The organism is Roseobacter sp. S87, from assembly GCF_055693285.1.
Genome location: NZ_JBVFTR010000004.1, coordinates 1,249,299 through 1,274,809, shown reverse-complemented (window position 1 = coordinate 1,274,809; position 25,511 = coordinate 1,249,299). Strand labels below are relative to the sequence as shown.

Annotated in this window: 25 protein-coding genes and 1 pseudogene; 19 read left to right on the top strand and 7 right to left on the bottom strand. The window is 60.2% G+C overall.

Annotated features, from left to right (window positions below):
* Positions 1-112: 112 nt before the first annotated feature.
* On the bottom strand, positions 113-1,096 hold the full coding sequence (gene speB, locus ACZ1HA_RS07195; protein WP_472713408.1) for an agmatinase: 984 nt from the start codon (positions 1,094-1,096) through the stop codon (positions 113-115).
* A gap of 160 nt (positions 1,097-1,256) precedes the next feature.
* Between speB and guaB the strand changes: the two genes are divergently transcribed.
* The 7 genes and pseudogenes from guaB (at position 1,257) to ACZ1HA_RS07160 (ending at position 10,887) form a co-directional block, all read left to right on the top strand.
* Positions 1,257-2,705 (top strand): IMP dehydrogenase, encoded by a 1,449-nt coding sequence (gene guaB / locus ACZ1HA_RS07190; protein WP_472713407.1) that lies wholly within the window; start codon positions 1,257-1,259, stop codon positions 2,703-2,705.
* Positions 2,706-2,727: 22 nt separating this feature from the next.
* On the top strand, positions 2,728-3,468 hold the full coding sequence (locus ACZ1HA_RS07185; RefSeq protein ID WP_472713406.1) for an RsmB/NOP family class I SAM-dependent RNA methyltransferase: 741 nt from the start codon (positions 2,728-2,730) through the stop codon (positions 3,466-3,468).
* The gene (locus ACZ1HA_RS07180) at positions 3,359-3,886 is read left to right on the top strand and encodes an RsmB/NOP family class I SAM-dependent RNA methyltransferase (protein ID WP_472715295.1); all 528 of its coding nucleotides are present in this window, start codon (positions 3,359-3,361) and stop codon (positions 3,884-3,886) included. Before ACZ1HA_RS07185 ends, ACZ1HA_RS07180 begins: the two co-directional genes overlap by 110 nt.
* 204 nt (positions 3,887-4,090) lie before the next feature.
* Positions 4,091-6,298: an ATP-binding protein gene (locus tag ACZ1HA_RS07175; protein ID WP_472715294.1), complete on the top strand. Its 2,208-nt coding sequence runs from the start codon at positions 4,091-4,093 to the stop codon at positions 6,296-6,298.
* Between the two features lie 417 nt (positions 6,299-6,715).
* Positions 6,716-7,795, top strand: coding sequence for a recombinase RecA (gene recA, locus ACZ1HA_RS07170; protein WP_472713405.1), 1,080 nt, complete (start codon positions 6,716-6,718; stop codon positions 7,793-7,795).
* Positions 7,796-7,937: 142 nt separating this feature from the next.
* Positions 7,938-10,600 (top strand): annotated as a pseudogene (gene alaS / locus ACZ1HA_RS07165) (alanine--tRNA ligase).
* Positions 10,600-10,887 carry a DUF1330 domain-containing protein gene (locus ACZ1HA_RS07160; protein WP_472713404.1) on the top strand — a complete coding sequence of 96 codons (288 nt, stop codon included), beginning with the start codon at positions 10,600-10,602 and terminating at the stop codon, positions 10,885-10,887. The pseudogene alaS and the gene ACZ1HA_RS07160 overlap by 1 nt, the downstream one beginning before the upstream one ends.
* Positions 10,888-10,955: 68 nt before the next feature.
* On the opposite strand, the gene typA is transcribed toward ACZ1HA_RS07160, so the two are convergent.
* Together typA and ACZ1HA_RS07150 are read right to left on the bottom strand one after the other, a co-directional pair.
* Positions 10,956-12,773, bottom strand: coding sequence for a translational GTPase TypA (gene typA / locus ACZ1HA_RS07155; RefSeq protein WP_472713403.1), 1,818 nt, complete (start codon positions 12,771-12,773; stop codon positions 10,956-10,958).
* A 144-nt stretch (positions 12,774-12,917) separates the two neighbouring features.
* Entirely contained in the window at positions 12,918-13,376 is a 459-nt protein-coding gene (locus ACZ1HA_RS07150; RefSeq protein WP_472713402.1) for an Lrp/AsnC family transcriptional regulator, read from the bottom strand.
* Positions 13,377-13,487: 111 nt separating this feature from the next.
* Here ACZ1HA_RS07150 and ACZ1HA_RS07145 point away from each other — a divergent pair, with 111 nt between their 5' ends.
* Both ACZ1HA_RS07145 and ACZ1HA_RS07140 read left to right on the top strand, forming a co-directional pair.
* Complete coding sequence (locus ACZ1HA_RS07145; RefSeq protein WP_472713401.1) at positions 13,488-13,694, top strand: DUF6356 family protein; 207 nt, start codon at positions 13,488-13,490, stop codon at positions 13,692-13,694.
* Positions 13,695-13,805: 111 nt separating this feature from the next.
* Positions 13,806-14,324 carry a hypothetical protein gene (locus ACZ1HA_RS07140; RefSeq protein ID WP_472713400.1) on the top strand — a complete coding sequence of 173 codons (519 nt, stop codon included), beginning with the start codon at positions 13,806-13,808 and terminating at the stop codon, positions 14,322-14,324.
* Positions 14,325-14,341: 17 nt separating this feature from the next.
* Here ACZ1HA_RS07140 and ACZ1HA_RS07135 read toward each other — a convergent pair whose 3' ends face one another.
* From ACZ1HA_RS07135 to ACZ1HA_RS07120, 4 genes are all read right to left on the bottom strand, one after another.
* Positions 14,342-15,556 carry an NADP-dependent isocitrate dehydrogenase gene (locus ACZ1HA_RS07135; RefSeq protein WP_472713399.1) on the bottom strand — a complete coding sequence of 405 codons (1,215 nt, stop codon included), beginning with the start codon at positions 15,554-15,556 and terminating at the stop codon, positions 14,342-14,344.
* A 135-nt stretch (positions 15,557-15,691) separates the two neighbouring features.
* A complete protein-coding gene (locus ACZ1HA_RS07130; RefSeq protein WP_472713398.1) occupies positions 15,692-16,267 on the bottom strand; it encodes an HD domain-containing protein in 576 nt (191 codons plus the stop codon).
* Positions 16,260-16,502 carry a hypothetical protein gene (locus tag ACZ1HA_RS07125; RefSeq protein WP_472713397.1) on the bottom strand — a complete coding sequence of 81 codons (243 nt, stop codon included), beginning with the start codon at positions 16,500-16,502 and terminating at the stop codon, positions 16,260-16,262. The genes ACZ1HA_RS07130 and ACZ1HA_RS07125 overlap by 8 nt, the downstream gene beginning before the upstream one ends.
* 4 nt (positions 16,503-16,506) lie before the next feature.
* Entirely contained in the window at positions 16,507-17,160 is a 654-nt protein-coding gene (locus ACZ1HA_RS07120; protein WP_375227717.1) for an alpha/beta hydrolase, read from the bottom strand.
* A 181-nt stretch (positions 17,161-17,341) separates the two neighbouring features.
* Here ACZ1HA_RS07120 and iscR point away from each other — a divergent pair, with 181 nt between their 5' ends.
* The 10 genes from iscR to ACZ1HA_RS07070 all read left to right on the top strand — a co-directional run bounded on the left by iscR (position 17,342) and on the right by ACZ1HA_RS07070 (position 25,505).
* Positions 17,342-17,800, top strand: coding sequence for a Fe-S cluster assembly transcriptional regulator IscR (iscR, locus tag ACZ1HA_RS07115; RefSeq protein WP_375227718.1), 459 nt, complete (start codon positions 17,342-17,344; stop codon positions 17,798-17,800).
* Positions 17,801-17,905: 105 nt separating this feature from the next.
* Positions 17,906-18,976 (top strand): cysteine desulfurase family protein, encoded by a 1,071-nt coding sequence (locus tag ACZ1HA_RS07110; protein ID WP_472713396.1) that lies wholly within the window; start codon positions 17,906-17,908, stop codon positions 18,974-18,976.
* A 15-nt stretch (positions 18,977-18,991) separates the two neighbouring features.
* Positions 18,992-20,530: a Fe-S cluster assembly protein SufB gene (gene sufB / locus ACZ1HA_RS07105; protein WP_472713395.1), complete on the top strand. Its 1,539-nt coding sequence runs from the start codon at positions 18,992-18,994 to the stop codon at positions 20,528-20,530.
* Complete coding sequence (locus ACZ1HA_RS07100) at positions 20,523-20,804, top strand: hypothetical protein (RefSeq protein WP_472713394.1); 282 nt, start codon at positions 20,523-20,525, stop codon at positions 20,802-20,804. Before sufB ends, ACZ1HA_RS07100 begins: the two co-directional genes overlap by 8 nt.
* Positions 20,801-21,115 (top strand): heavy metal-binding domain-containing protein, encoded by a 315-nt coding sequence (locus tag ACZ1HA_RS07095; RefSeq protein WP_472713393.1) that lies wholly within the window; start codon positions 20,801-20,803, stop codon positions 21,113-21,115. The genes ACZ1HA_RS07100 and ACZ1HA_RS07095 overlap by 4 nt, the downstream gene beginning before the upstream one ends.
* 66 nt (positions 21,116-21,181) lie before the next feature.
* The gene (gene sufC / locus ACZ1HA_RS07090; protein WP_375227720.1) at positions 21,182-21,937 is read left to right on the top strand and encodes a Fe-S cluster assembly ATPase SufC; all 756 of its coding nucleotides are present in this window, start codon (positions 21,182-21,184) and stop codon (positions 21,935-21,937) included.
* Positions 21,937-23,217: a Fe-S cluster assembly protein SufD gene (gene sufD / locus ACZ1HA_RS07085; RefSeq protein ID WP_472713392.1), complete on the top strand. Its 1,281-nt coding sequence runs from the start codon at positions 21,937-21,939 to the stop codon at positions 23,215-23,217. The genes sufC and sufD overlap by 1 nt, the downstream gene beginning before the upstream one ends.
* Positions 23,217-23,702, top strand: a complete 486-nt coding sequence (locus ACZ1HA_RS07080; protein ID WP_375227721.1) for a YIP1 family protein — start codon at positions 23,217-23,219, stop codon at positions 23,700-23,702. The genes sufD and ACZ1HA_RS07080 overlap by 1 nt, the downstream gene beginning before the upstream one ends.
* Positions 23,699-24,292 carry a YIP1 family protein gene (locus ACZ1HA_RS07075; RefSeq protein ID WP_375227722.1) on the top strand — a complete coding sequence of 198 codons (594 nt, stop codon included), beginning with the start codon at positions 23,699-23,701 and terminating at the stop codon, positions 24,290-24,292. Before ACZ1HA_RS07080 ends, ACZ1HA_RS07075 begins: the two co-directional genes overlap by 4 nt.
* A complete protein-coding gene (locus tag ACZ1HA_RS07070; protein WP_472713391.1) occupies positions 24,285-25,505 on the top strand; it encodes a cysteine desulfurase in 1,221 nt (406 codons plus the stop codon). The genes ACZ1HA_RS07075 and ACZ1HA_RS07070 overlap by 8 nt, the downstream gene beginning before the upstream one ends.
* The last annotated feature ends 6 nt before the right edge of the window (positions 25,506-25,511 follow it).

Below are 25,511 nucleotides of genomic sequence, written 5' to 3'. Positions count from 1 at the left end.
GACAACAGTCTAAGGAATTGCGCGCCGCTAAACTGCTGATCTGCGTCACATAATGCACCCCGCGCGGCATTGCCCGCCAGAAATCGTCATGAAGGTTATGAGCAGCGGTTGATCAGCCCAACGCAGGGTTGTGCGCACGGGCATGAAAGATGAACCCCAGAAGGTTCAGCAGCACCTGTGCCGCAAGGATCGACGTGGACCCTGTGGGGTCATAATCCGGTGCTACCTCGACCAGATCAATCCCTGCGACGCGGTGGTTCTGCGCGACGCACTGCAGGAGTTCCAGAACCTCGTAATAGAGAAAGCCACCGTGGCTGGGCGTACCGGTCCCCGGGGCGATCGAAGGACAGAAGGCATCAATATCGATGGTGATATAGATGTCCGCCTCCGCCGGCAGATGCGCAAGCACCCCGTCGCGACCCATGGCGCGGGCCTGCCGCACCGAGATGATGCTGGATCCCATCGCGCGGGCATCGGCATAGCCTTCCTGAGCGGTGGAGCTGACATTGCGGATACCCACCTGCGTCAGGCCGGTGACATAATCCTGTTCCGCCGCCCGGCGCATCGGATTGCCGTGACCGTGACGCACGCCGTGGCGTTCATCCACAAAATCCAGATGCGCATCAATCTGCAGGATATGCAGCGGCCGCCCGGTATATTCCGGCCCGGAAAACGCACGGATACAGGGGATGTTGACCGAATGATCTCCGCCAATCACCACCGGCAGGGCACCCGCCCGCAAAGCGGCACGCACCCCGGTTTCGATATTGGCATGGCTCTTTTCGGTGTCCGTATGCACTATATCAGCGTCGCCCATGTCCACGATGCGGACGTCGCCCGGCAGATAAGTCGCGTCGTCCTCGTGGTCATAGGCCCCGGCGTGGCCAAAACTGAACAGGGTCGACGCCTCACGCACGCCCCGCGGCCCGAAGCGTGCGCCCGACCGCCATTGGGTACCCGCATCAAAGGGCGCGCCCAGGATGGCGGCATCGGCCTGCAGCGCCTGCCAGTCCGGTTCATAGGGGCGCTTGCCAAAGGTGGAGATCCCGACAAACGGCAGATCAAGCCTGCCGCCTTCATACCCGTGTCCTGCCATGTGAATTGTTTCCTTTGATAAACCTTCCGGCCAGTTTCTTCCTGGATGGGGCCGCTGGCAATGGGGCAGGGGCCATATTTGGTGGTTTTTGCCCTTTCAATTTCTGCGGCCCCGTGAAATAGGAAACTGCCAAATGAACACTCCAGCTGCGAGGTAGACAATGGAGATTCGCGAGGCCTTCACCTTTGATGATGTACTGCTTGTTCCGGGCGCGTCTTCGGTTCTGCCGTCCACGGCGGATACGCGCACGCGGGTGACGCGCAGCATTTCCATGAACATTCCGCTGCTGAGCTCGGCCATGGACACCGTTACCGAAGGACGCATGGCCATCGCCATGGCCCAGGCCGGAGGGATCGGTGTTGTGCACCGCAATCTCAGCATCGAGGAACAGGCCCGTGAAATCCGGCGCGTCAAACGGTTTGAGAGCGGGATCGTCTACAACCCGATCACCCTGCGCGCGGACCAGACCCTGGCGGATGCCAAGGCGCTCCAGGACCGCTACCGCGTCACCGGCTTTCCGGTGGTTGATGAAACGGGCCGCGTGCTGGGCATCGTCACCAACCGTGACATGCGTTTTGCCAGTGACGATGACACGCCCGTCTCAGTGATGATGACCAACGAAAACCTCGCCATTCTGCACGAACCTGCCGACCGCGAAGAAGCCATCAGCCTGATGAAGGCCCGGCGCATTGAAAAACTGCTGGTTACGGACAAGGACGGTAAACTGACCGGCCTGCTGACGCTCAAGGATACGGAACAGGCGGTGCTGAACCCCACAGCCTGTAAGGATGACCTGGGCCGTCTGCGCGTTGCGGCAGCGACAACCGTTGGGGACGCAGGGTTTGAACGTTCTGAGGCGCTGGTGGATGCCGGTGCCGATATGATCGTGATCGATACCGCACACGGGCATTCCGAAGGTGTTGCCGCTGCGGTGCGCCGCGCCAAGGCGCTGAGCAATGAAGTTCAGATCGTTGCGGGTAATGTCGCCACAGCCGAGGCCACGCGCGCGCTGATTGACGCGGGCGCGGATGCAGTCAAAGTCGGTATCGGGCCGGGATCCATCTGCACCACGCGTATGGTTGCAGGTGTTGGTGTGCCGCAGCTGACGGCCATCATGGATTGTGCCGGAGCTGCAGGCGAGACACCCGTGATCGCAGATGGCGGGATCAAATTCTCAGGCGATTTCGCCAAGGCCATCGCCGCAGGGGCGTCCTGCGCCATGGTCGGATCTATGATTGCGGGCACCGATGAAAGCCCGGGAGAGGTGATCCTGTACCAGGGCCGTTCGTTCAAAAGCTACCGCGGCATGGGATCGCTCGGTGCTATGGCCAGTGGTTCCGCAGACCGCTATTTCCAGAAGGATGCCGCCAGCGACAAACTTGTTCCCGAAGGCATCGAGGGTCAGGTTGCATACAAAGGCTCCGCCGGTGCGGTGCTGCACCAGCTGGTCGGCGGGCTGCGCGCGGCCATGGGCTATACCGGCTGTGCCACGGTCGATGAAATGCGCAAAAACTGCAACTTTGTGAAGATTACCGGCGCGGGCCTCAAGGAAAGCCACGTGCACGACGTGCAGATCACGCGCGAGAGCCCGAACTACCGGATCGGCTGATGCGCATCCGGACGGCAACCCAATGACACCCGGCGCGCGCGTCGCAGCCGCCATCGGTATTCTGGATGCCGTCGCGGACGGGCAGCCGGCAGAGCAGGCCCTGACCCGATGGGCGCGCGCCAGCCGGTTTGCCGGATCAAGCGACCGCGCTGCCGTGCGCGACCATGTTTTTGACGTTCTGCGGCGGCGGCGCAGTGTTGCGGCCCGAGGCGGTGGCAGCACCGGTCGCGCTCTGATGACCGGGCTGCTGCGCGAAATGGGCGTTGATCCTGCCGAATTGTTTACGGGCGAGGGTCACGCGCCGGCGCCTTTGTCGGCGACTGAACTGAGCAGCGGCGCAGAACCTGCGTCTTTTGCGGAACACTGGAATCTGCCGGACTGGCTGGTGCCTCTGTTTCAGGAAAGTCTTGGGGACAAAGCGGGAGCTGCCGCAGCGGCCTTGATGGATCGCGCGCCTGTGTCCTTGCGGGTGAACACCCGCCTTACGACTGTGTCCGATGCTGCAGCAGCTCTGGCCGAAGAAGGCATTCAGACCAGGCAGCCTAGGGCGTTCCCCGGCGCTTTGCTGGTCACCGAAGGTGCCCGGAGGATCCGTGGATCGAAGGCATATACTGGCGGCCACGTCGAACTTCAGGATGCGGCGTCCCAGTGCAATTGTCTCAGGTCTCCCGCCTGCGCGGCGCTGTCTCGACTATTGCGCTGGCGGCGGAGGAAAATCGCTCGCACTGGCAGCAGACACCGCGCGCGAAGTGTCCGCGCATGACGCCAACCCACAGCGCATGCGGGATCTGCCGGCCCGGGCGGCGCGCGCCGAGGCTTCGATCACAACGATCTTTACAGAAAAACTGCCCGCCGCCGCACCGTTCGACCTGGTGCTCTGCGACGCGCCCTGTTCGGGCAGCGGTGCGTGGCGACGCGCGCCGGAAGGCAAGTGGACGCTGACGCCAGAACGCCTGAGCGAACTGCAGGATACGCAGGCCGGCATTCTGCGCGACGCCGCACGGCTCACAGCGCCAGGCGGGTGGCTCGTTTACGCCACCTGTTCAGTGTTGCGGGCGGAAAATGAGGATACTGTCGCGCGGTTTCTCGATGAGAACCCGGACTGGCGATGCGCCGCAACACACCGTTTCGACATCACACCCGACAATGACGGGTTCTTTGTCGCACACTTGACGCGGTAATTAATCTCTACATACTCAACCCTTACGGGAGGTTGTGTGAATCGTGGTTAAGCGATGATTAAGACATCCCGCGCTTAATACGGATGTGATTCCATCCGCAGGAGTTCTGAATTGCCGCGCAGCGCACTATCCCCATCCAGACTGACCCGATTTTCCCTGCAGGCACAGCGGCGCCTTGGCACCCTTATCCTGATCGCTTTGCTGATGGGCGTTCTGGGTCTGGCGGCTCCGGATCTTCTGGCGCGACAGGCGCTTTATGCAGCCGCCAGCACCCTTGTGGTCATGAGCCTCTTTCTGCTGCTGATCGCATATCGTCACAAACAGCAGAATGCGCAGGCGCTCAAAGTGCTCCGGGAATTCACGTTGCGGGACGGCAGCCCGACACTCGTGACCGACAGCGAGGGTGATGTCCTCTTTGCCAACCATGCTGCCAAGCGTCGTTTCGACAAGGACCTGGATGAAACCCTGACGGGTACCCTGCAGACATCGCTTGCCAATCCGGCCGGGATCGTGACGCGGCTCAGAACGAGGGCCGATCTGGAAGGGTCCGCCAGCGAGGCGATGGTAACCCGGCGTGGCCATGTGCGGCTGACGGTTCATCAGGCAGGAACAGACGTCTATATCTGGCGGCTGGAAGATATGCCCGCCGGATCCCCGGCGCACGAAGGTCCGGCACTGCCGATGCTGCTGATCGGACGTACCAACGCCGTTCTGTACATGAACGAAGCCGCGCGCACGCTGGCCGGCGGGCGGGTCAAAACTCTGGACCGGTTGTTCACCAGCCTGCCGGTGATGCCGGGAACCGTATGCGACATCACAGGAGCTGACGGTCCCGCGCGTGTCCTTGTGGCAGAGGTAGATGCGGGCGCAGGGCGGCGCGCCCTTTACCTGCTGCCGCCTGCGGCTGAGACCATTGCACAGGATGGCTGGGCTGTGTTCCAGGATCTGCCCGTGCCGCTCCTGAAGGTCAGCCCTGAAGGTGACATTGAAGCCTATAACCGGATGGCCGCCAGTCTGATCGGAACCGCACTCGAAGAGCAGGTGAGCCTGAGTGATGTCATGGAAGGGCTGGGCCGGTCTATAACGGACTGGCTGCGCGAAACCCTGGCGGGGCGCGCGGCGCAGCAGTCCGAATTTCTGCGGCTGAAACGTACAGACAAGGAGGTCTTTGTGCAGGTCACGCTGAACCGTGTGACCGAAGAAAGCAAACCGGCGCTGATTGCTGTTCTCAATGACGCCACAGAGCTGAAGTCACTTGAGGCGCAGTTTGTTCAAAGCCAGAAAATGCAGGCGATCGGGCAGCTCGCCGGTGGCGTGGCACATGACTTCAACAACCTGCTGACCGCGATCTCGGGGCATTGTGATCTGCTGTTGCTGCGTCACGACCAGGGCGATCCCGATTTCAGCGATCTGGTCCAGATCAACCAGAACGCCAACCGTGCCGCCGCTCTTGTGGGCCAGTTGCTGGCCTTCTCGCGCAAACAGACCCTGCGCCCGGAAACACTGGACATGCGCGATACGCTGTCCGACCTGACCCATTTGCTGAACCGCCTCGTTGGGGAAAAGGTAACGCTCACGCTGAGCCACGACCCCGTTCTGCATCCCATCCGGGCGGACAAACGTCAGCTCGAACAGGTGCTGATGAACCTCGTGGTCAATGCGCGCGATGCCATGCCGCAGGGCGGCGAAATCCGCGTTGTGACCGAATGCACCGACCTGAAAGAGCCGCTGGAGCGTGACCGCGTCAGCGTCCCGCCCGGCCGGTATGTGACCGTCAAGGTGTCAGACGAAGGCACGGGCATTCCCCCCGACAAGCTCCAGAAAGTGTTCGAACCATTCTTTACCACCAAGAAAACTGGTGAAGGCACAGGGCTCGGCCTTTCTACCGCTTACGGTATCATCAAGCAGACCGGTGGATACATTTTCGTCGACAGCACAGTGGGGCATGGCACCTGTTTCACCCTGTACTTCCCCGTGATGGAGGAAAGCGAAGTCCGGGCTCAACCGGCGCCCCGGGAGGTGGTCCGCAAGCCGGTTGGCAAACATGGCGACGGTGTCATTCTGCTGGTCGAGGATGAAGCGCCCGTGCGCGCTTTTGCCAGCCGCGCGCTGCGGCTGCGGGGATACACGGTGCTCGAAGCGGATTCTGCTGAAGCGGCCCTCAAAACCCTTGAGGATCAGAGCCTGAATATTGATGTCTTTGTGACCGATGTCGTGATGCCGGGCATGGACGGCCCCAGCTGGGTGCGCGAAGCGCTCAAGGACCGGCCTGGTGTCAGGGTCGTCTTTGTGTCCGGTTATGCCGAGGACAGTTTCGGCGAAGCGCAGATGAAGATCCCCAATTCGGTTTTTCTGCCCAAACCGTTTTCGCTCAGCGACCTCACGGATACGGTGCACCGGCAACTGCACTGAAGCACGCGATTCGAGACGGGGATCCACCGCGTGCCTGCGTGGAATACCGGCGCAGATGCCGGCTCTCTGGCACGTTTCGGCAGTAACTTCCGGGACCCGGGAGAATCAATCTGACAGCGTGCAGGCCCAGCTTCCCGCCCAACGGGAACCCGCCAAGCGACAGTAAAACCGCCGGATATGCCTTCCTGTTCTTAAGCCTCTGTTTTTAATCAAAACCTCGAGGAAGCAGGCCAGAAATCCGGGTTTCTGCCACGCCTAAACCTTCCCTTAACCTATCTGTAAAAGAATGATTTTCAGAAAATTTGATTGAAATGTTCTCTTTTTGATCTCATAAGGAACATAGGCAGAACATTAACCTTTCAGGCACTGACGGCAATTGCCGCTCCACAGTATCTGTGACACTAAGAGGAAACGAAAATGGCAACAGCAGATCTTTTGAGCATGAACAGTAAAAAGTCCGCCGACAAACAGAAGGCGCTGGATTCAGCGCTGGCCCAGATCGAACGTCAGTTCGGCAAGGGCTCCATCATGAAACTTGGCACCGAAGGTGCGGTTCAGGACATCAAATCAAGCTCAACAGGGTCGCTGGGTCTGGATATTGCGCTTGGGATCGGTGGCTTGCCGATGGGCCGTATCGTGGAAATCTACGGGCCCGAAAGCTCCGGTAAGACAACGCTCACACTGCACTGCGTGGCCGAACAGCAGAAAGCAGGCGGCGTCTGCGCCTTTGTTGACGCCGAGCACGCGCTTGACCCGACTTATGCAAAGAAACTGGGTGTGGATCTGGATGAGTTGCTGATCAGCCAGCCTGACACCGGCGAACAGGCACTGGAGATCACCGACACGCTGGTCCGTTCGGGTGCCGTGAACATGGTTATCGTTGATTCCGTTGCGGCCCTGACACCGAAATCCGAACTCGAAGGCGATATGGGCGACAGCTCCGTGGGCGTTCAGGCCCGCCTGATGAGCCAGGCTATGCGCAAACTGACCGGATCAATCAGCCGCTCCAACTGTATGGTGATCTTCATCAACCAGATCCGTATGAAGATCGGCGTGATGTTCGGCTCGCCCGAAACGACCACCGGCGGCAATGCGCTGAAATTCTATTCCTCCGTGCGTCTCGACATCCGCCGTATCGGCGCGCTCAAGGACCGCGACGAGGTCGTGGGCAACCACACACGCGTAAAAGTCGTAAAAAACAAGGTCGCGGCCCCCTTCAAGCAGGTGGAATTCGACATCATGTACGGCGAGGGCATCTCCAAGATGGGCGAACTGCTCGATCTTGGCGTGGCCGCCGGCGTCGTGGACAAATCCGGCTCCTGGTTCAGCTATGGTGACGAGCGGATCGGGCAGGGGCGCGAAAACGCCAAATCCTTCCTGCGGGAAAACACGCAGATGGCTCTCGAAATTGAGGACAAAATCCGCGCCGCACACGGGCTCGACTTTGATATGCCCGAAGGCGAACGCACAGAAGACGACGATATTCTCGAGGCCTGACCTCTTTTACAAAACCGGACAGACGGGGCGCGGCGCAGGCTGTGCCCCGTTTTTCGTGCTGAATGACCGCCCCCTTGTGGACAGCCGACCGGCAGAGGGTTATCTGGTCGGCAACGCATTTTCCGTACAAAGGCCGCCGCCCATGCAGACGCTCAACGATATCCGCTCCACCTTCCTGTCGTATTTCGGCAAACAGGGGCACGAGGTTGTGCAGTCAAGCCCGCTGGTGCCGCGCAATGACCCGACGCTGATGTTCGCAAATTCCGGCATGGTTCAGTTCAAGAACCTCTTCACCGGCGTTGAAACCCGCGACTACAAGCGCGCAACAACGGCACAGAAATGCGTACGCGCCGGCGGCAAACATAACGATCTGGACAATGTTGGGTATACCGCGCGCCACCACACGTTTTTCGAGATGCTCGGCAACTTCAGCTTTGGCGACTACTTCAAGGACGAAGCCATCCGTTTCGCCTGGGGGCTGGTGACCGAAGACCTCGGCATCGACAAAAACCGCCTCTATGTCACGGTTTACCATACAGATGACGAGGCCGCAGAGATCTGGAAAAAGGTCGGCGTGCCCGAAGACCGGATCATCCGGATCGCCACGAACGATAATTTCTGGATGATGGGCCCGACCGGTCCCTGTGGTCCCTGCACCGAGATCTTTTATGACCACGGCGATCACATCTGGGGCGGACCTCCGGGCAGCCCGGAAGAGGACGGCGATCGGTTCGTCGAAATCTGGAACCTTGTTTTCATGCAGTACGAGCAGTTCGAGGACGGGTCGCGCCGGGATCTGGCGGCACAATCCATCGATACGGGCATGGGCATCGAACGCGTGGCGGCGCTTCTGCAGGGCACAAACGACAACTATTCAACCGACCTGATGCGCAACCTGATCGAGGCTTCCGCAGATGCGACCAGCAGTGATCCGGATGGCCCGGGCAAAACCCATCACCGGGTTATCGCCGACCACCTGCGGTCGACTTCGTTCCTGATGGGCGACGGGGTCATGCCGTCAAATGACGGTCGTGGATATGTGCTGCGCCGGATCATGCGCCGGGCGATGCGGCACGCGCACCTGCTTGGCGCAAAGGACCCGCTGATGCACCGTCTTGTACCTTCGCTTGTGAATCAGATGGGTGCGGCCTACCCGGAGCTGGGCCAGGCCCAGAGCATGATCGAGCAGACGCTGCTGCAGGAAGAAACACGCTTCCGCCAGACCCTGGACCGGGGGCTGAAGCTGCTTGACGACGAACTGTCGGGGCTTCCTGAGGGCGCCGATCTGCCGGTGCAGCTGCTTTCAGACTGTATGACACCTACGGCTTCCCGCTCGATCTGACTCAGGACGCCCTGCGCGAAAAGGGACGCGCAGTCGACACAGACGGGTTTGACGCTGCCATGGCTGAACAGAAGGCCAAGGCGCGCGCCGCCTGGTCCGGATCGGGTGAGGCCGCCGATGCCACCATCTGGTTTGATGTGGCCGACAAACACGGGACCACTGATTTCCTGGGCTATGACACCGAAACAGCTGAGGGCCAGATCGTTGCTATCGTATCGGAAGGCACCGAAACAGAAAGCGCGGGCGCCGGGGACAGCATCCAGATCGCTCTGAACCAGACGCCGTTCTATGCCGAAAGCGGCGGGCAGGTTGGTGACAGCGGCACCATCACCACACCGGACGGTGTAGCGGAGATCACCGATACGCGCAAAACCGCTGGTGTGTTCCTGCACATCGGCAAGGTCATCAGCGGCACAATCCGCACCGGCGAGGCCGCGGTCCTCGAAGTCGATCACGCGCGCCGCACGGCCATCCGAGCCAACCACTCGGCCACACACCTGCTGCACGAGGCGCTGCGCGAGGCTTTGGGCGACCACGTAGCACAGCGCGGGTCTCTGAACGCGCCGGATCGTCTGCGGTTTGATTTCAGCCACACCCAGGCACTGACCAGCGACGAGCTCGCAACAGTTGAGGCCGAAGTGAACGCATATGTCCGCCAGAACGCCCCCGTTGAGACCCGGATTATGACGCCGGACGATGCGCGCGCGCTCGGCGCTCAAGCGCTCTTTGGCGAGAAATATGGCGACGAGGTGCGCGTGGTTTCCATGGGCACGGCCGATGGCTCCGGTAAAGGCACGGATGGCAACACCTATTCGCTGGAGCTGTGCGGCGGCACGCACGTGCGTCAGACAGGGGACATCGGTGCCTTCGTGACCCTCGGGGACAGCGCCAGCAGTGCTGGTGTCAGACGGATTGAAGCACTCACCGGAGCCGCTGCCATGGAATATCTGCGGGCCCAGGATCATCGCCTCGCAGAGGTCGCACTGGACCTCAAGGCACAGCCGGCCGACGTGCCGGAACGTGTCCGCAACCTGATCGACGAACGCCGTGCGCTGAGCAACGAAGTGGCCCAGCTGCGCCGCGAACTTGCCATGGCCGGTGGCGGCAACGCTGCGGCACCTGAAACCCGGGATGCGGGCGGCACCAGCTTCATTGCGCAGGTGCTCTCTGGCGTCACGGGCCGCGATCTGCCGCCGCTGGTGGATCAGTTCAAGGAAAAACTGGGCAGTGGCGCGGTTCTTCTCATCGCGGATGCGGACGGCAAAGCAGCCGTTGCCGCCGGGGTGACCTCCGATCTGACAGACGGGCTGTCAGCGGTGGACATCGTCCGGACAGCTGTCGCGGAACTGGGCGGAAAGGGCGGCGGAGGCCGCCCGGATATGGCGCAGGGCGGCGCGCGTGACGTGGCAAACGCGGATGCGGCCATCGCGGCCGTGGAGACACTGATCAAAGGACAGGAATAATGGGCGCACTCTGGATTGCACATGTCACCGTCACAGATGACGAGTCTTATGCAAAATACGCAGCACTCGCGACCGAAGCAATCGCCGACCACGGCGGCCACTTCATCGCCCGCGGCGGGCGCTTTGTTCAACTCGAAGGCCGCGAACGGCCCCGCAACGTCGTGGCCCGTTTCCCGGATGTCGAAACGGCTGAAAAATGCTACCACTCAGCCACGTACCAGCAGGCGCTCAGCCATGCGCGGGGCGCCTCCGAACGCGAACTGATGATCATAGAAACGAACGAATAAACCCGCCCGTTTCTTCTGGCGGGAATTATCCCCGGGGGTCCGGGGGCAGGCAGCACCCGGGCGCGGGATCAGCTGGCGCGCGCCATTCGCTTGCGCTCATGGGGATCGAGATAACGTTTGCGCAGGCGAATGGCATTCGGCGTCACTTCGACCAGCTCGTCGTCATCAATATAGGCAATCGCTTCTTCCAGGCTTAGCGTCATTGGCGTGGTCAGACGCACTGCTTCATCTGAACCTGAGGCGCGCACGTTGGTCAGCTTTTTGCCTTTCAGCGGGTTCACTTCCAGATCGTTGTCGCGGCTGTGCTCGCCAATGATCATGCCGGTATAGACATCAGCCTGCGCACCGATCATCATTTTGCCGCGTTCTTCCAGGTTCCACAGCGCATAGGCCACCGACGTCCCGTTCTCCATAGAGATCAGCACGCCCGCACGCCGGCCCGGAATGGGGCCCTTGTGCGGCGCCCAGCCGTGAAACACCCGGTTCAGCACACCGGTGCCCCGCGTATCGGTCAGAAATTCTCCGTGATACCCGATCAGCCCGCGCGACGGCACATGCGCCACAATCCGTGTTTTGCCTGCACCTGCAGGTTTCATTTCGACCAGTTCGCCGCGACGTGTGCCTGTGATCTTTTCGATCACCGCACCGGAATACTCGTCGTCCACGTCAATGGTGGCTTCCTCAATCGGTTCGTGGCGCACACCATCAATGTCCTGAAACAGCACCTGCGGGCGCGAAATGGACAGCTCAAAACCCTCACGGCGCATGTTCTCGATCAGAACGCCCATCTGCAGCTCACCGCGACCAGCGACCTCAAAGGCCTCACCACCGGGCGTGTCGCTCACGCGGATAGCCACATTGGATTCCGCTTCTTTCAGCAGACGCTCGCGGATGACACGGGACTGAACTTTTTTGCCGTCACGGCCGGCCAGCGGGCTGTCATTGATCCCGAAGGTCACGGTGATGGTGGGCGGATCAATCGGCTGGGCGGGCAGGGCCTCGGTCACCTGAGGAGCCACGATGCTGTCCGCCACGGTTGCTTTCGACATACCTGCAAGGCTCACAATGTCGCCGGCTTCAGCCAGATCAATCGGCTGCTGGGTCAGGCCGCGGAAGGCGAGAACCTTGGTCACGCGAAAGGATTCGACCTGCGAGCCATCACGGCTCAGAGCTTTGACCGTTTCACCCGCCTTCACGGTACCGGATTCAACCCGGCCCGTCAGAATGCGGCCAATGAACGGGTCAGCGCCCAGTGTCGTGGCCAGCATGCGGAAAGGTTCGTCGCGCTGTGTCAGCTGCGCCGGTGCCGGCACGTGGTCCACAATCAGATCAAACAGGGCTGTCAGATCCTGGCGCGGCCCGTCGAGTTCCATGTCCGCCCAGCCGGAACGACCGGAGGCATACATCGCTGGAAAATCCAGCTGATCATCGTCCGCCCCAAGGTTGGCGAAGAGATCAAAACACTCATCCAGCGCCCGGTCCGGCTCGGCATCCGGCTTATCGACCTTGTTCAGCACAACAATCGGACGCAGCCCCAGCGCCAGCGCTTTGGAGGTCACAAACTTGGTTTGGGGCATCGGGCCCTCAGCGGCATCCACCAGAAGGACAACGCCGTCCACCATGCTCAGAATGCGCTCAACCTCGCCGCCAAAGTCGGCGTGACCGGGCGTGTCCACGATATTGATCCGTGTCCCTTTCCATTCCACCGACGTGGCTTTGGCAAGGATCGTGATCCCGCGCTCGCGCTCCAGATCGTTGCTGTCCATGGCGCGTTCCGCCGTGGCCTGGTTTTCACGGAAAGTGCCCGACTGCTTAAGCAGCTCGTCCACGAGCGTCGTTTTGCCGTGGTCAACGTGAGCGATGATTGCGATGTTTCGCAGGTCCATAACAATAGCCTTCAGATCGGGAGGAAGCGCAGCTTTGGCGCGTTTGACGCGCGCATACCGTGAGACCGCGCGGAATACCAGTGAAAACAATGCCGCACCGTGTCCACTGTGCAGCCGGTACCGTCAGACCGGACGCGCCATCTGTCAGAGCGGGAGTTCGTGCGTGTCCTTGATCTCTTCCATCACAAAACTGGCCGAGACATCTGCAAGCGGAACCTTGCGGATCAGGCGCTGATAGAGCGCATCATACCCGGCCATATCCGCCACACGCGCGCGGATCAGATAGTCCAGATCCCCGCTCATACGGTAAACACCCAGAATTTCCGGCATCGCACGGGTCGCCGAACGGAAACGGTCCAGCCAGTCCGGGGCATGTTCGCGCGTCCGGATCTGGATGAACACCATCAGGCCCTGGCCCACCAGGGCCGGATCAATCAGGGTGACACGACCGGCGATCACACCGGCTTCTTCCAGCGCGCGGACCCGCCGCCAGCAGGCATTTCGGCTCAGCGCGACGCGTTCCCCAAGCGCATCCAGAGACAACGAGGCATCACGCTGCAGTTCCATCAGTATGCGGCGATCAGCTTCATCAAATTTCACCATATCCGGATATATCAGGTAATTTTATCCCAACATCAACGCATTTACGCAAAACTTTGGGACATTTTGATCTTCCGGAACGCATAGAGTGACGAAAAATCAGAGGAGTTTCAGATGATACAGCGCGTTTTTCTCGATCACCCGGCCAAGGTTGATGAAACCTTCATTCAGCACATGTTCTTTGCCGCAAAGTTCTCCGGCCTGCTGTTTATGGCCGCAGGTGCTGCACTTGTGCATGCGCTTGTCCCGTGTCTTTTCGAGAAAACCGCCAGCCGTATCGTGGCGCAGCTATACGCAAAAACTCACAACAGAGGACAATGATAACAACAGGTTAACGCATAAAATTCACGTTTAATTTGCGTTAATTTAAGGCTTTGTAAACCGCGGCCCGACCAGAGTTCTCCGGATTCCACCGGACGATGGGAGGTCCTCATGCGATTCCTTTATTCATTTCTTGTTGTGCTCACGTTCAGCGGGTCTGCCTGCGCGGCGACCCGCGATTTTTTTGTACCTCACCCGAACACTTTCTTTGTGCGCCCTGCAGACCCGGGCATTGATACCGGCAGATTGTTTCCGGCCGCCGGAGTGAGACTGCATGATGACATCCCAAAGACCCTGACGGAATTCCCGGTGGACCGGCTGCGGATGCCGCTCGCGGATAGACGGGAAGATATCTCCCTTTTTCTTGCCACTGTGACAAAGGCTGGTGGTGGCCATATGCTGCGGTGGGACACCAGGAATGACTGGTGGTTTCCGGATCGAACCCCGGCTGTTTCGAATGAAAAGAGCCCGGTCCGGCAGGTCCCGCTTTCTGCTTCTGCAGCAACGCTTCTGGCAGGCCTTTTTCTTTTTGCGCCATGCTGGATGCTGGAGCGTCCGGACGCCCGGCGACGCCGGGCGGTACGCACGCGCTTCACGCAGATGCCTGCAGAGCGGGCAGATGGCGCCTGAAAGACCTGCCCGGTGTGTCAGCCCGCGAGTGCTTTGTTCAGATTTTCGTCGATCTTCTCCAGAAAGCCCATTGTCGTGAGCCAGCCCTGGTCCGGTCCGACCAGCAGCGCCAGGTCCTTGGTCATAAAGCCGCTCTCGACAGTGTCGATGATGACCTTTTCCAGCGTCTCCGCAAAGTTCAGAAGAGGGGCGTTTTCATCCAGTTTGGCCCGGTGTTTCAGCGCGCCCGTCCAGGCATAAATCGACGCAATAGAATTGGTGGACGTCTCTTCACCCTTCTGGTGTTGCCGGAAATGGCGCGTCACGGTCCCGTGTGCGGCCTCCGCCTCGACGGTTTTCCCATCGGGCGTCATCAGCACCGACGCCATAAGCCCCAGAGAACCAAAGCCCTGAGCCACAGTGTCGGACTGCACGTCGCCGTCGTAGTTTTTGCACGCCCAGACGTAACCGCCCGACCATTTCATCGCCGAAGCCACCATGTCGTCAATCAGCCGGTGTTCGTACCAGATGCCCGCCTCTTTGAACTGGTCTGCGAATTCTTTGTCATAGATTTCCTGAAAAAGTTCCAGAAACCGGCCGTCATATTGCTTCAGAATGGTGTTCTTGGTCGACAGATAGACTGGCCAGCCCAGAGACAGACCATAGTTGAACGAGGCGCGGGCGAAATCGATAATCGATTTATCCAGATTGTACATCGCCATGACGACGCCGCTGTCGGGGGCGTCAAAAACCTCTTTTTCAATCTCGGTGCCGTCTTCACCCACATATTTGAGGGTCAGTTTGCCTTTGCCGGGGAATTTGAAATCTGTCGCGCGATACTGGTCACCGAACGCGTGGCGGCCGACCACGATGGGTTTCGTCCAGCCCGGCACAAGACGGGGCACGTTTTTGCAGATGATCGGCTGGCGGAAGATCACGCCGCCCAGGATGTTCCGGATTGTACCGTTGGGCGAGCGCCACATCTCTTTGAGGCCGAATTCCTCAACCCGAGCTTCATCCGGTGTGATGGTCGCGCATTTGACGCCGACGCCGTATTCTTTGATGGCGTGGGCCGCATCCACAGTAATCTGATCGTTGGTGTCGTCACGGGCTTCGATGCCGAGGTCATAGTACTTCAGATCAATGTCCAGATAAGGAAGGATGAGCTTCTTTTTGATGAAGTCCCAGATGATCCGGGTCATTTCATCGCCGTCGAGTTCAACGACGGGGTTATCCACCTTAATACGTGTCATGGAGCGCTCCTGTAAAATTACGTGAATCGGCCTGATGCGGGTGTAGCGCAGAACGTCGGCTTTTTGAATTGGTATACGACGGTATACCAAACTATTTTTACGCAATGCTTAATGCAAGGGCACGCCCTGGGCCGCTTACTTCGCAAAGAAGCCCTGAAGCCTGGGCAGCAGCCACGCCCAGAGGCCCGGTGCGCCGCGGCGTACCGGCACACCAACACGCGTATCCAGCTGTTCGAAGGTGACACCGTAATCCACCCAGGATCCGCCGCCATTGGCAAGGTTGCCAATGGGCGTCTGCACCCGGTCGATGGATTTGGCAAAAACAGCGTCCGGGCTTTCGGCCGCTTCAAATTCGTCCCAGAGCGCTCTGAATTCAGCGCCAAGATCAGCCGGCAGCAGACCAAACAGACGGTCAGCGGCCGTTTTTTCCTGCGCTTCCATGGCCGCATGGTCAACCGTTCCGTGGATCGGATTATCGCCTGCGTCGATCTCGACAATATCATGCAGCAGAAGCATTCTGAGCACGCGGTCTATGCGCACGTCAGGACCCGCCTGGTCGGCCAGCACCAGCGCATAGAGCATGACATGCCAGGAATGCTCGGCCGAGTTCTCAAACCGTGAATTGTCATGCAGGCGCGAGGCGCGCAACACGGATTTCAGTTTGTCTGCCTCCGACAGAAACGCAATCTGCGCGTCAAGCCTGTCAGTCATCGCCGGGCGTGGGCAGGGTCCGTGCCATGTCGTCCTTGAGCGTCTGCAGCAGTTCGCGCGCACGCTGCTCCGCGCGCCGGACCCGGACCGCCGTCAGATAGGCTTCTTCCATGGTCTGGGACGAGCCGCCGATGGTTTCCGCGATCCGGTTCACAAATGCATCGTCACCTGTAGCATTGATGATCTTCAGGCTTTCGACGGCCAGTTCATCGGCGACATCCTCGACAATACCCATAAGGCTACCTTGTGGTTTCCGTCAGCCGCCGTTTGACATAGGCGGTGGTTGTGTCGATCAGAGTTTCCTGATGCGGTTCCTCAAAGAAGTGGCCGGCACCCTCAACCTGTTCGTGGGTGATCGTGATACCCTTCTGCTCGTGCAGTTTCGCAACCAGCGCTTCGGTGTCTGAGGGCGGCGCCACACGGTCGGCGGTGCCGTTAATAATCAGACCGGAGGCCGGGCAGGGGGCCAGGAACGAGAAGTCATACATATTTGCCGGCGGTGCCACAGAGATAAACCCGGTGATCTCCGGACGCCGCATCAGCAGCTGCATGCCGATCCAGGCACCAAAGGAAAACCCCGCAACCCAGCAATGTTTGGAATTGTTGTTCATCGACTGCAGGTAATCGAGTGCCGAGGCCGCATCGCTCAGCTCGCCGATGCCCTGATCGTATTCGCCCTGACTGCGGCCCACTCCGCGGAAATTGAACCGCAGGACAGTGAACCCCATGTTATAGAACGCGTAGTGCATGCGGTGCACGATCACATGGTTCATTGTGCCGCCGAACTGCGGATGCGGATGCAGAATAATTGCAATCGGCGCGTCGCGTTCTTTCTGGGGGTGGTAACGGCCTTCAAGACGGCCTTCGGGTCCTGGAAAGATGACCTCGGGCATGTGTATCCCTGCTATCGGGTTCCGGTGTCACAGCAATTCTTGACGAATTCGCTCAGCCACCTTAGAACGGTTCTAATCTTATTGCCCGACGCGTGTCGGCGGGTGCGTACCGGATTTAGGCATTTTATCGCAGGCCGTCAATCAGATGGCGCGGGGAACGCCGGAGGCTGGAGGATCACAAGTGAAGCTTTCGACAAAAGGGCGCTACGCGATGGTGGCACTGGCGGATATTGCGCTGCAGCCCGCGGACAGGCTTGTGCCGCTGGGAGATATCGCCGAGCGGCAGTCGATCTCGCTGCCCTATCTGGAACAGCTGTTTGTGAAACTGCGCCGGGCAGGGCTGGTCACATCTGTCCGGGGACCCGGCGGCGGCTACCGTCTGGCGCACAGTCCGTCGGATATCCGCGTGGTTGATATTCTGTCAGCCGTGGATGAGACCGTTGATGCCATGCACAAAGGTGCGGGCGCTTCGGGTGGTGCATCGGGCAGTCGCGCGCAGTCTCTGACCAACCGGTTGTGGGAAAGCCTGAGCGCACATGTCTACGTGTTTCTGCACCAGACGCGGCTGTCGGACATCATCGGCAACGAACTGGCGCCCTGTCCGGCGGTGCCCGGTCTTTTCAACGTTGTGGACGAGTGATGATCGGCGGTCTTGTTGAGTTCACCCGGAAAACGAGGGGGCTGCCTGCCCCCTCGCGCTCCCCCGGGGATATTTCGGGCCAGAAGAAACGGATGGCCCGGTAACGTGCGGACCTATCTGGACCATAACGCCACAACACCGCTGCGCCCGGAGGCCCGTGAGACGATGATTGCGGCGATGGATGTCATGGGCAACCCGTCGTCAGTGCATGCCGAAGGGAGGGCTGCGAAAGGGCTTGTTGAAGAGGCACGCCGGGCGGTGGCTGCGCTGGCAGGCTGCAAGACCTCAGAGGTAGTTTTCACAAGCGGGGCCACCGAGGCCGCGCGGGTGCTCGATGATCTGCCTGCCGGGAGCAATGTGGTGGCAGATCCGGTGGCTCATGACGCGATCACGTCGCATGCCTTTCAGGCTGCAGTTGGCGTACCGGGGAACAACATCACGCTTGCCATGGGCCTCGCAAATTCCGAGACCGGCGTCATAAGCACATTACCCGAACGGGAAGACGGCAAATGGTGCGGGCGCGCTGTCAGGGCGGATTGGCTGATGCTCGACATGACACAGGCCGCCGGACGGATCCCGGTCAGTTTTGCACAAAGCGGTGCTGATCTGGCGGTTTTGTCTGCGCACAAGCTTGGCGGACCCAAAGGCGTCGGCGCTTTGATCGTAAAACAGGGGCTTGATATCGCCACGCTGGCACCGGGCGGCGGGCAGGAGATGGGCCGTCGGTCGGGCACAGAAAACGTCATCGGGATTGCAGGTTTCGGGGCCGCAGCAGAAGCCGCCTCGCGCGATATTGAAGGCGGCAGCTGGGACCGGGTCGAAAAACTTAGAAAGATTCTAGAAAACGCCCTTGCAGCCGGTGCAAAGGAAACTATTTTTGTCGGGAAAGAGGCGCCACGCCTTCCCAACACGAGCTGCTTTGCGACCCCGGGCTGGAAAGGTGAGGCCCAGGTCATCCAGATGGACCTTGCCGGATTTGCGGTCAGCGCAGGATCGGCCTGTTCCAGCGGCAAGGTACGCGCCAGCACGGTGCTGCAGGCGATGGGCTATGACGACGAGACAGCCAGCTCCGCGATCCGCGTATCGCTGGGGCTGGAGACCACAGAAGAAGACGTGCTGCGGTTCGCCGATGCATGGCTGAAACAGGAAAAGAAATTCCGCGCCCGTGCGGCGTGAGAACCGGAGGACGAGATGGCAGCACTGGACAATTCTGACGTGGCTGACGTGCAGGTAAAAGAGGGCGTTGATCAGGAAACGGTCGACGCGGTGCGCGAAGTTGGCGGCAAGTACAAATACGGCTGGTCCACCGACATTGAGATGGAATACGCGCCCAAAGGCCTCAGCACGGACATCGTGCGTCTGATCTCGGAAAAGAACGAAGAGCCGGAATGGATGACCGAATGGCGTCTGGCGGCCTACGAGCGCTGGCTGCAGAAGAAAGAACCCAAATGGGCCATGGTCGATTACCCGGAGATCGATTTCCAGGACCAGTATTACTATGCGCGGCCGAAATCGATGGAGGTCAAGCCTAAGTCGCTGGACGAGGTCGACCCCAAACTGCTGGAAACATACAACAAACTTGGCATTCCGCTGAAAGAGCAGATGATCCTCGCCGGTGTCGAGGGTGCCGAGGAAATGGGCGACGAGCCGCGCAAGGTCGCGGTGGATGCGGTGTTCGACTCCGTCTCTGTCGGCACAACCTTCCAGGAGGAACTGAAGAAAGCCGGCGTGATTTTCTGTTCGATCTCCGAGGCGATCAAAGAGCACCCGGAGCTGGTGAAGAAATATCTCGGGTCCGTCGTGCCGGTCTCCGACAACTACTATGCCACGCTGAACTCGGCGGTCTTCTCGGACGGGTCCTTCGTTTACGTGCCGCCGGGCGTGCGCTGCCCGATGGAGCTGTCGACCTACTTCCGCATTAACGCGGAAAACACCGGCCAGTTCGAACGCACGCTGATCATCGCCGACAAGGGCTCTTATGTGTCCTATCTCGAAGGTTGCACAGCGCCGCAGCGCGACATCGCACAGCTGCACGCAGCGGTCGTTGAGATCATCGTTGAGGAAGACGCGGAGGTGAAATACTCCACCGTGCAGAACTGGTATCCGGGCGACGAAGAAGGCAAGGGCGGCATCTATAACTTTGTCACCAAACGCGCGGACTGCCGCGGCGACCGGGCCAAGGTGATGTGGACCCAGGTGGAAACCGGCTCTGCGGTGACCTGGAAATACCCGTCGTGCATTCTGCGCGGCGATGACAGTCAGGGCGAGTTCTACTCCATCGCGATCGCCAACAACATGCAGCAGGCCGACACGGGCACCAAAATGGTGCATCTGGGCAAGCGCACCAAATCGCGGATCGTTTCCAAGGGCATCAGCGCAGGCAAGGCGCAGAACACCTATCGCGGGCTGGTATCGATGCACCCCAAGGCGAAGGAATCGCGCAACTATACCCAGTGTGACAGCCTGCTGATCGGTGACAAATGCGGGGCGCATACGGTGCCTTACATTGAGGTGAAGAACAACTCATCCCGCGTAGAGCACGAGGCGACGACCTCCAAGGTGGACGACGACCAGCTGTTCTATTGCCGCTCGCGGGGCATGGATGAAGAAGAGGCCGTGGCGCTGGTGGTCAACGGCTTCTGCAAGGACGTGCTCCAGGCCCTGCCGATGGAGTTTGCCATGGAAGCGCAGCAGCTGGTGGCGATTTCGCTGGAGGGGTCGGTTGGTTGATGCACGGGTGCGTGTGAGCGAGATGAACGATGAAGTAAAGGCATTCAACAAGGGTTCAAAGGAAGGATTGCGTGCGGTCGCACTTTACTGGTGCTTCTTTGCTGTATTTCTTCCGGCGCTTTTGTTTTCAACACTGATTGTATTAACCGCTTACAACAGTAATGGACCTGTCGCAGGCCTGCTGAGTGCCTTGATTTTTGGCAGTGTAATGTTCGTGTTCAGCAAGTTCATGTGGAAACAATTGAAAAAATCGACTGGGTACTTACGCAAATGATCCTCACTACCACAAACACCATCGAAGGACGCCGCATCACGGCCTATCACGGCATTGTCGTGGGTGAGGCGATCATGGGTGCCAATATCGTGCGCGACTTTTTTGCCAGCGTCACGGATGTGATCGGCGGGCGCTCCGGCGCCTATGAGGGTAAGCTCAAGGACGCGCGCGACGAGGCGATGGCAGAGATCGAGGACCGCGCCGCGCAAATCGGCGCCAATGCCGTTGTCGGAGTTGATCTGGATTATGAGGTCGTGGGCGACAGCATGCTGATGGTCTCGGTCTCCGGCACTGCCGTTACAATCGAATAGCACTTTAAGAACACGCCGCAAGGCTTGAGAAAATAACGCGGAATGCGTTCAGGAAAGGACAACGATATGCTGAGCATCAAAAACCTCGCGGTGCAGCTTGAGGAAGAAGACAAGCAGATCCTTAAAGGTGTGGATCTGGAGATTGAAGCGGGTAAGGTACACGCGATCATGGGCCCCAACGGGTCGGGTAAATCCACACTGTCTTACGTGCTGTCCGGCAAGGACGGGTACGAGGTCACGGGGGGTTCCGCCGAGCTTGAGGGCGAGGACGTGCTGGAGATGGAACCCGAAGAGCGCGCCGCAGCGGGCCTCTTCCTCGCATTTCAGTACCCGGTCGAGATCCCCGGCGTGGGCAACATGACCTTCCTGCGCACAGCTGTGAACGCACAGCGCAAAGCCCGCGGCGAAGAGGAAATGTCCGCCGCCGATTTCCTCAAGGCCGTTCGTGCCCGTGCAAAAGAGCTGAAAATCGATGCGGATATGCTCAAGCGCCCGGTCAACGTCGGCTTCTCCGGCGGTGAGAAAAAGCGCAACGAAATCCTGCAGATGGCGATGCTGGAACCCAAGATGTGCATCCTCGATGAAACCGATTCCGGTCTTGATGTGGATGCGATGAAACTGGTGGCCGAAGGCGTAAATGCCCTGCGCTCTGAGGGGCGCGGTTTTCTGGTAATCACCCACTACCAGCGTCTGCTGGATCACATCAAACCGGACGTTGTGCACATCATGGCCGATGGCCGCATCGTGAAAACCGGTGGCCCCGAGCTGGCGCTTGAGGTCGAGAACAACGGCTACGCCGGCATTCTCTCTGAGGTGGCATAATGGCGGACGCAGCACTGAAACAGAGCGCCACCGAGGCGCGCCTTGCCGGGCTGGACATGCCCACAGGCGGGTTTGCTGAGGCCGCGCGCCGCGAGGCCCTGTCACGGGTGACGGCCATGGGCCTGCCCGAGCGGCGCGATGAGTACTGGAAATACACCCGGCCCGACACGCTTGTTCAGGCGGCACCCATGCCCGCCGCGCTTTTTGAGCACGATGAAGCACCGCTTTTTGACAGCATTGACCGGCTGAACATCGTCTTTGTGGATGGCGTCTTTGACGCTGAAGCCTCTGATGATCTGGACCTGGCGGGCGTCAGCATCGAACGGCTGGCAGAGGCCCAGGCCGACATCCACTGGGCGCGCGATATTTATGGTGTGCTCGAGGCGAAGGGCCAGACCCCCGTTGAGCGCCCGCTGGCCGCGCTGAACACTGCCTTTGCTCCGGATGGCGTGCTGATTCATGTGACCGGCAAGGCGGCAAAACCTGTGAACCTCACGTATCGCCACAACTCTGAGACGTCCGATGCCATCCTGCACCACGTGATCCGCGTGGACGAAGGCGCTGAAATTACTGTGCTGGAAAACGGGCCCGCCGCGGCACGGTTCAACAAGGTAATGGAAGTGGACATCGCTGACACCGGCGCGTTCCACCACGTGCGCGCACAGGGGCGGGACCACGAACGCCGCGCGGCCACGCATATCTTCGCGCGGCTCGGCACCGAAAGCACATTCAAATCCTTCACGCTGACCGCAAACGGGGTGCTGACACGCAATGAATGTGTGATCGAGCTGACCGGGGATGACGCCGTGGCCCACGTGGCCGGTGCCTGTGTCGGAGACGGCGATTTCCACCACGATGATACCGTGTTCATCACGCATGACGCGGTGAACTGCGAAAGCCGCCAGGTGTTCAAAAAGGTGCTGCGCAACGGTGCCACCGGCGTGTTCCAGGGCAAAATCCTTGTGCAGCCCGGCGCGCAGAAAACCGACGGGTACCAGATCAGCCAGTCGCTGCTGCTGGATGATGACAGCCAGTTCCTGGCCAAGCCCGAGCTTGAGATCTACGCCGACGACGTCGCCTGTTCCCACGGCTCTACGTCCGGTGCGATTGACGAGGACGCATTGTTCTATCTGCGCTCGCGCGGCGTGCCCGAAGGCCCGGCCACCGATCTGCTGACGCTTGCGTTTCTGGCCGAAGCGGTTGACGAGATCGAAGACGAGGCACTGCGCGACGAGATCAATGCACGTCTGACCGGCTGGCTGGAACGGCACCGCAGCTGATGCCGGTCACACGGGACATTCCGGCCACCTACCGCGGACCGGGCCGGGTCGTCCGCCGCCTTCTGGCGGCCGGGCATCGGGAGGACCGTGCGCTGGCCTACCTGATGGCGGGTTGTGTCCTGATGTTTCTGGCGCAACTGCCGCGTCTGGCGCGTGAGGCACATCTGACGGGTCAGGAGCTCAATATGCTGATGGGCGCGTCGCTCATGGCATGGGTCTTTATTGCGCCGCTCATCCTCTACTGCGTGGCGGCCCTCAGCCATATCGCCGCAAAACTCATGCGGGGCAGGGGCAGCTGGTACAGCGCGCGTATCGCGCTGTTCTGGGCACTGCTCGCAGCCTCACCACTTGTGCTGCTGAACGGCCTTGTGGCAGGGTTTATCGGACCGGGCATCGAGCTGCAGATCGTGGGTTTTGCCTGGATCGCCGTATTCGCCTGGTTCTGGATCAGCGGCATGCTGGCGGGTGAGAAGGGCGACGTATGACGCAGACCAATACCTGGCCCGCACTGGCCCTGCTGACCCTGCGCGACCCCAAAGCAGCATCTGACGTTCTGCTCAGCACGCGCTTGCCGCGACAGGTGCTCTGGATTGCCGTTGCGCTGATCTCGGTGGCCAATACGATCCTGTCCTATGCGTCTCACCTGCTGCTGCCCGTACCGGCACCGCTGGACGCCATTGTGACCAACCCGTTTGTGTATTTCACGCTTGTGGCCGGTGGCTTCGTGGTCATGGTACACGCGCTTTTCTGGACCGGCCGGATGCTGGGCGGAACGGACAACATGAACGATGTGCTGCAGCTGCTGATATGGCTTCAGGTGCTGCGGACGGCGGCGCAGATCGTGGTGATCGCGCTGCTGCTGACGGTGCCGGCCATCGCGACGCTGTTTCTGCTCTTTGTCGGCATCGCGACACTGTGGATTTTTCTGAACTTCCTGAACATCGGCCTGCAGCTGAACTCGCTGTGGCATGCCGTCGGCGTGCTGATTGCCGGATCGGCCGCGATGGTGCTGGGCCTGTCTCTTCTTCTGTCTCTGATCGGCGTTTCCGCCATGGGGGTACCCGCCAATGTATGACGTCAACAAAATCCGTGGCGATTTCCCGATCCTGTCGCGCGAGGTAAACGGCAAACCGCTCGTCTACCTCGACAACGGCGCATCCGCCCAGAAGCCTCAGGTCGTGATTGATGCGGTCACAAACGCCTATGCCAACGAATACGCAAACGTACACCGCGGGCTGCACTTTCTGTCGAACCTGGCGACGGACAAATACGAAAGCGTACGGGGTGTCATCGCCCGTTTTCTGAACGCAGGCTCCGAGGATGAGATCGTTCTGAACTCCGGCACGACCGAAGGCATCAACATGGTGGCCTATTCCTGGGCCATGCCGCGCATGGAAGCGGGCGATGAGATTGTGCTCAGCGTGATGGAACACCACGCCAACATCGTACCCTGGCACTTTCTGCGCGAACGTCAGGGCGTGGTGCTGAAATGGGTCGATGTGGACAGCACCGGCGCGCTGGATCCTCAGGCAGTAATTGATGCCATCGGGCCGCGCACCAAACTGGTGGCCATTACCCATCTGTCCAACGTGCTGGGCACCCGTGTGGACGTCAAAGCGATCACTGAGGCCGCGCATGCCCGTGGCGTTGCCGTTCTGGTCGACGGCAGCCAGGCCGCCGTGCACCAGCCGGTGGATGTGCAGGACATCGGCTGTGATTTCTACGCGATCACCGGGCACAAGCTCTACGGCCCTTCCGGCTCCGGCGCGATTTTCGTGAAAATGGACCGGATGAAAGAGATGCGCCCCTTTATCGGTGGCGGCGACATGATCCGGGAGGTCAGCAAAGATGCGGTGATCTACAACGATCCGCCGATGAAATTTGAGGCCGGCACACCCGGTATCGTGCAGACCATCGGGCTGGGCGTGGCGCTCGATTACATGATGGGGCTCGGCATGGAGAACATCGCCGCGCACGAAGACACCCTGCGCGATTATACGGCCGAACGGCTGGGCGGGCTGAACTGGCTGCAGGTGCAGGGCACGACCCCGGACAAGGGCGCCATTTTCAGCTTCACGCTGGATGGCGCGGCCCATGCCCATGACATTTCGACCATCCTCGACAAGAAAGGCGTCGCCGTGCGGGCAGGGCAGCATTGCGTGGGCCCGCTGATGGAGCACATGGGCGTCACCGCCACCTGCCGGGCGTCCTTTGGACTTTATAATACCAGGGACGAGGTCGATGTGCTGGTCGATGCGCTCGAACTGGCGCACGATCTTTTTGCCTGAGCGGCA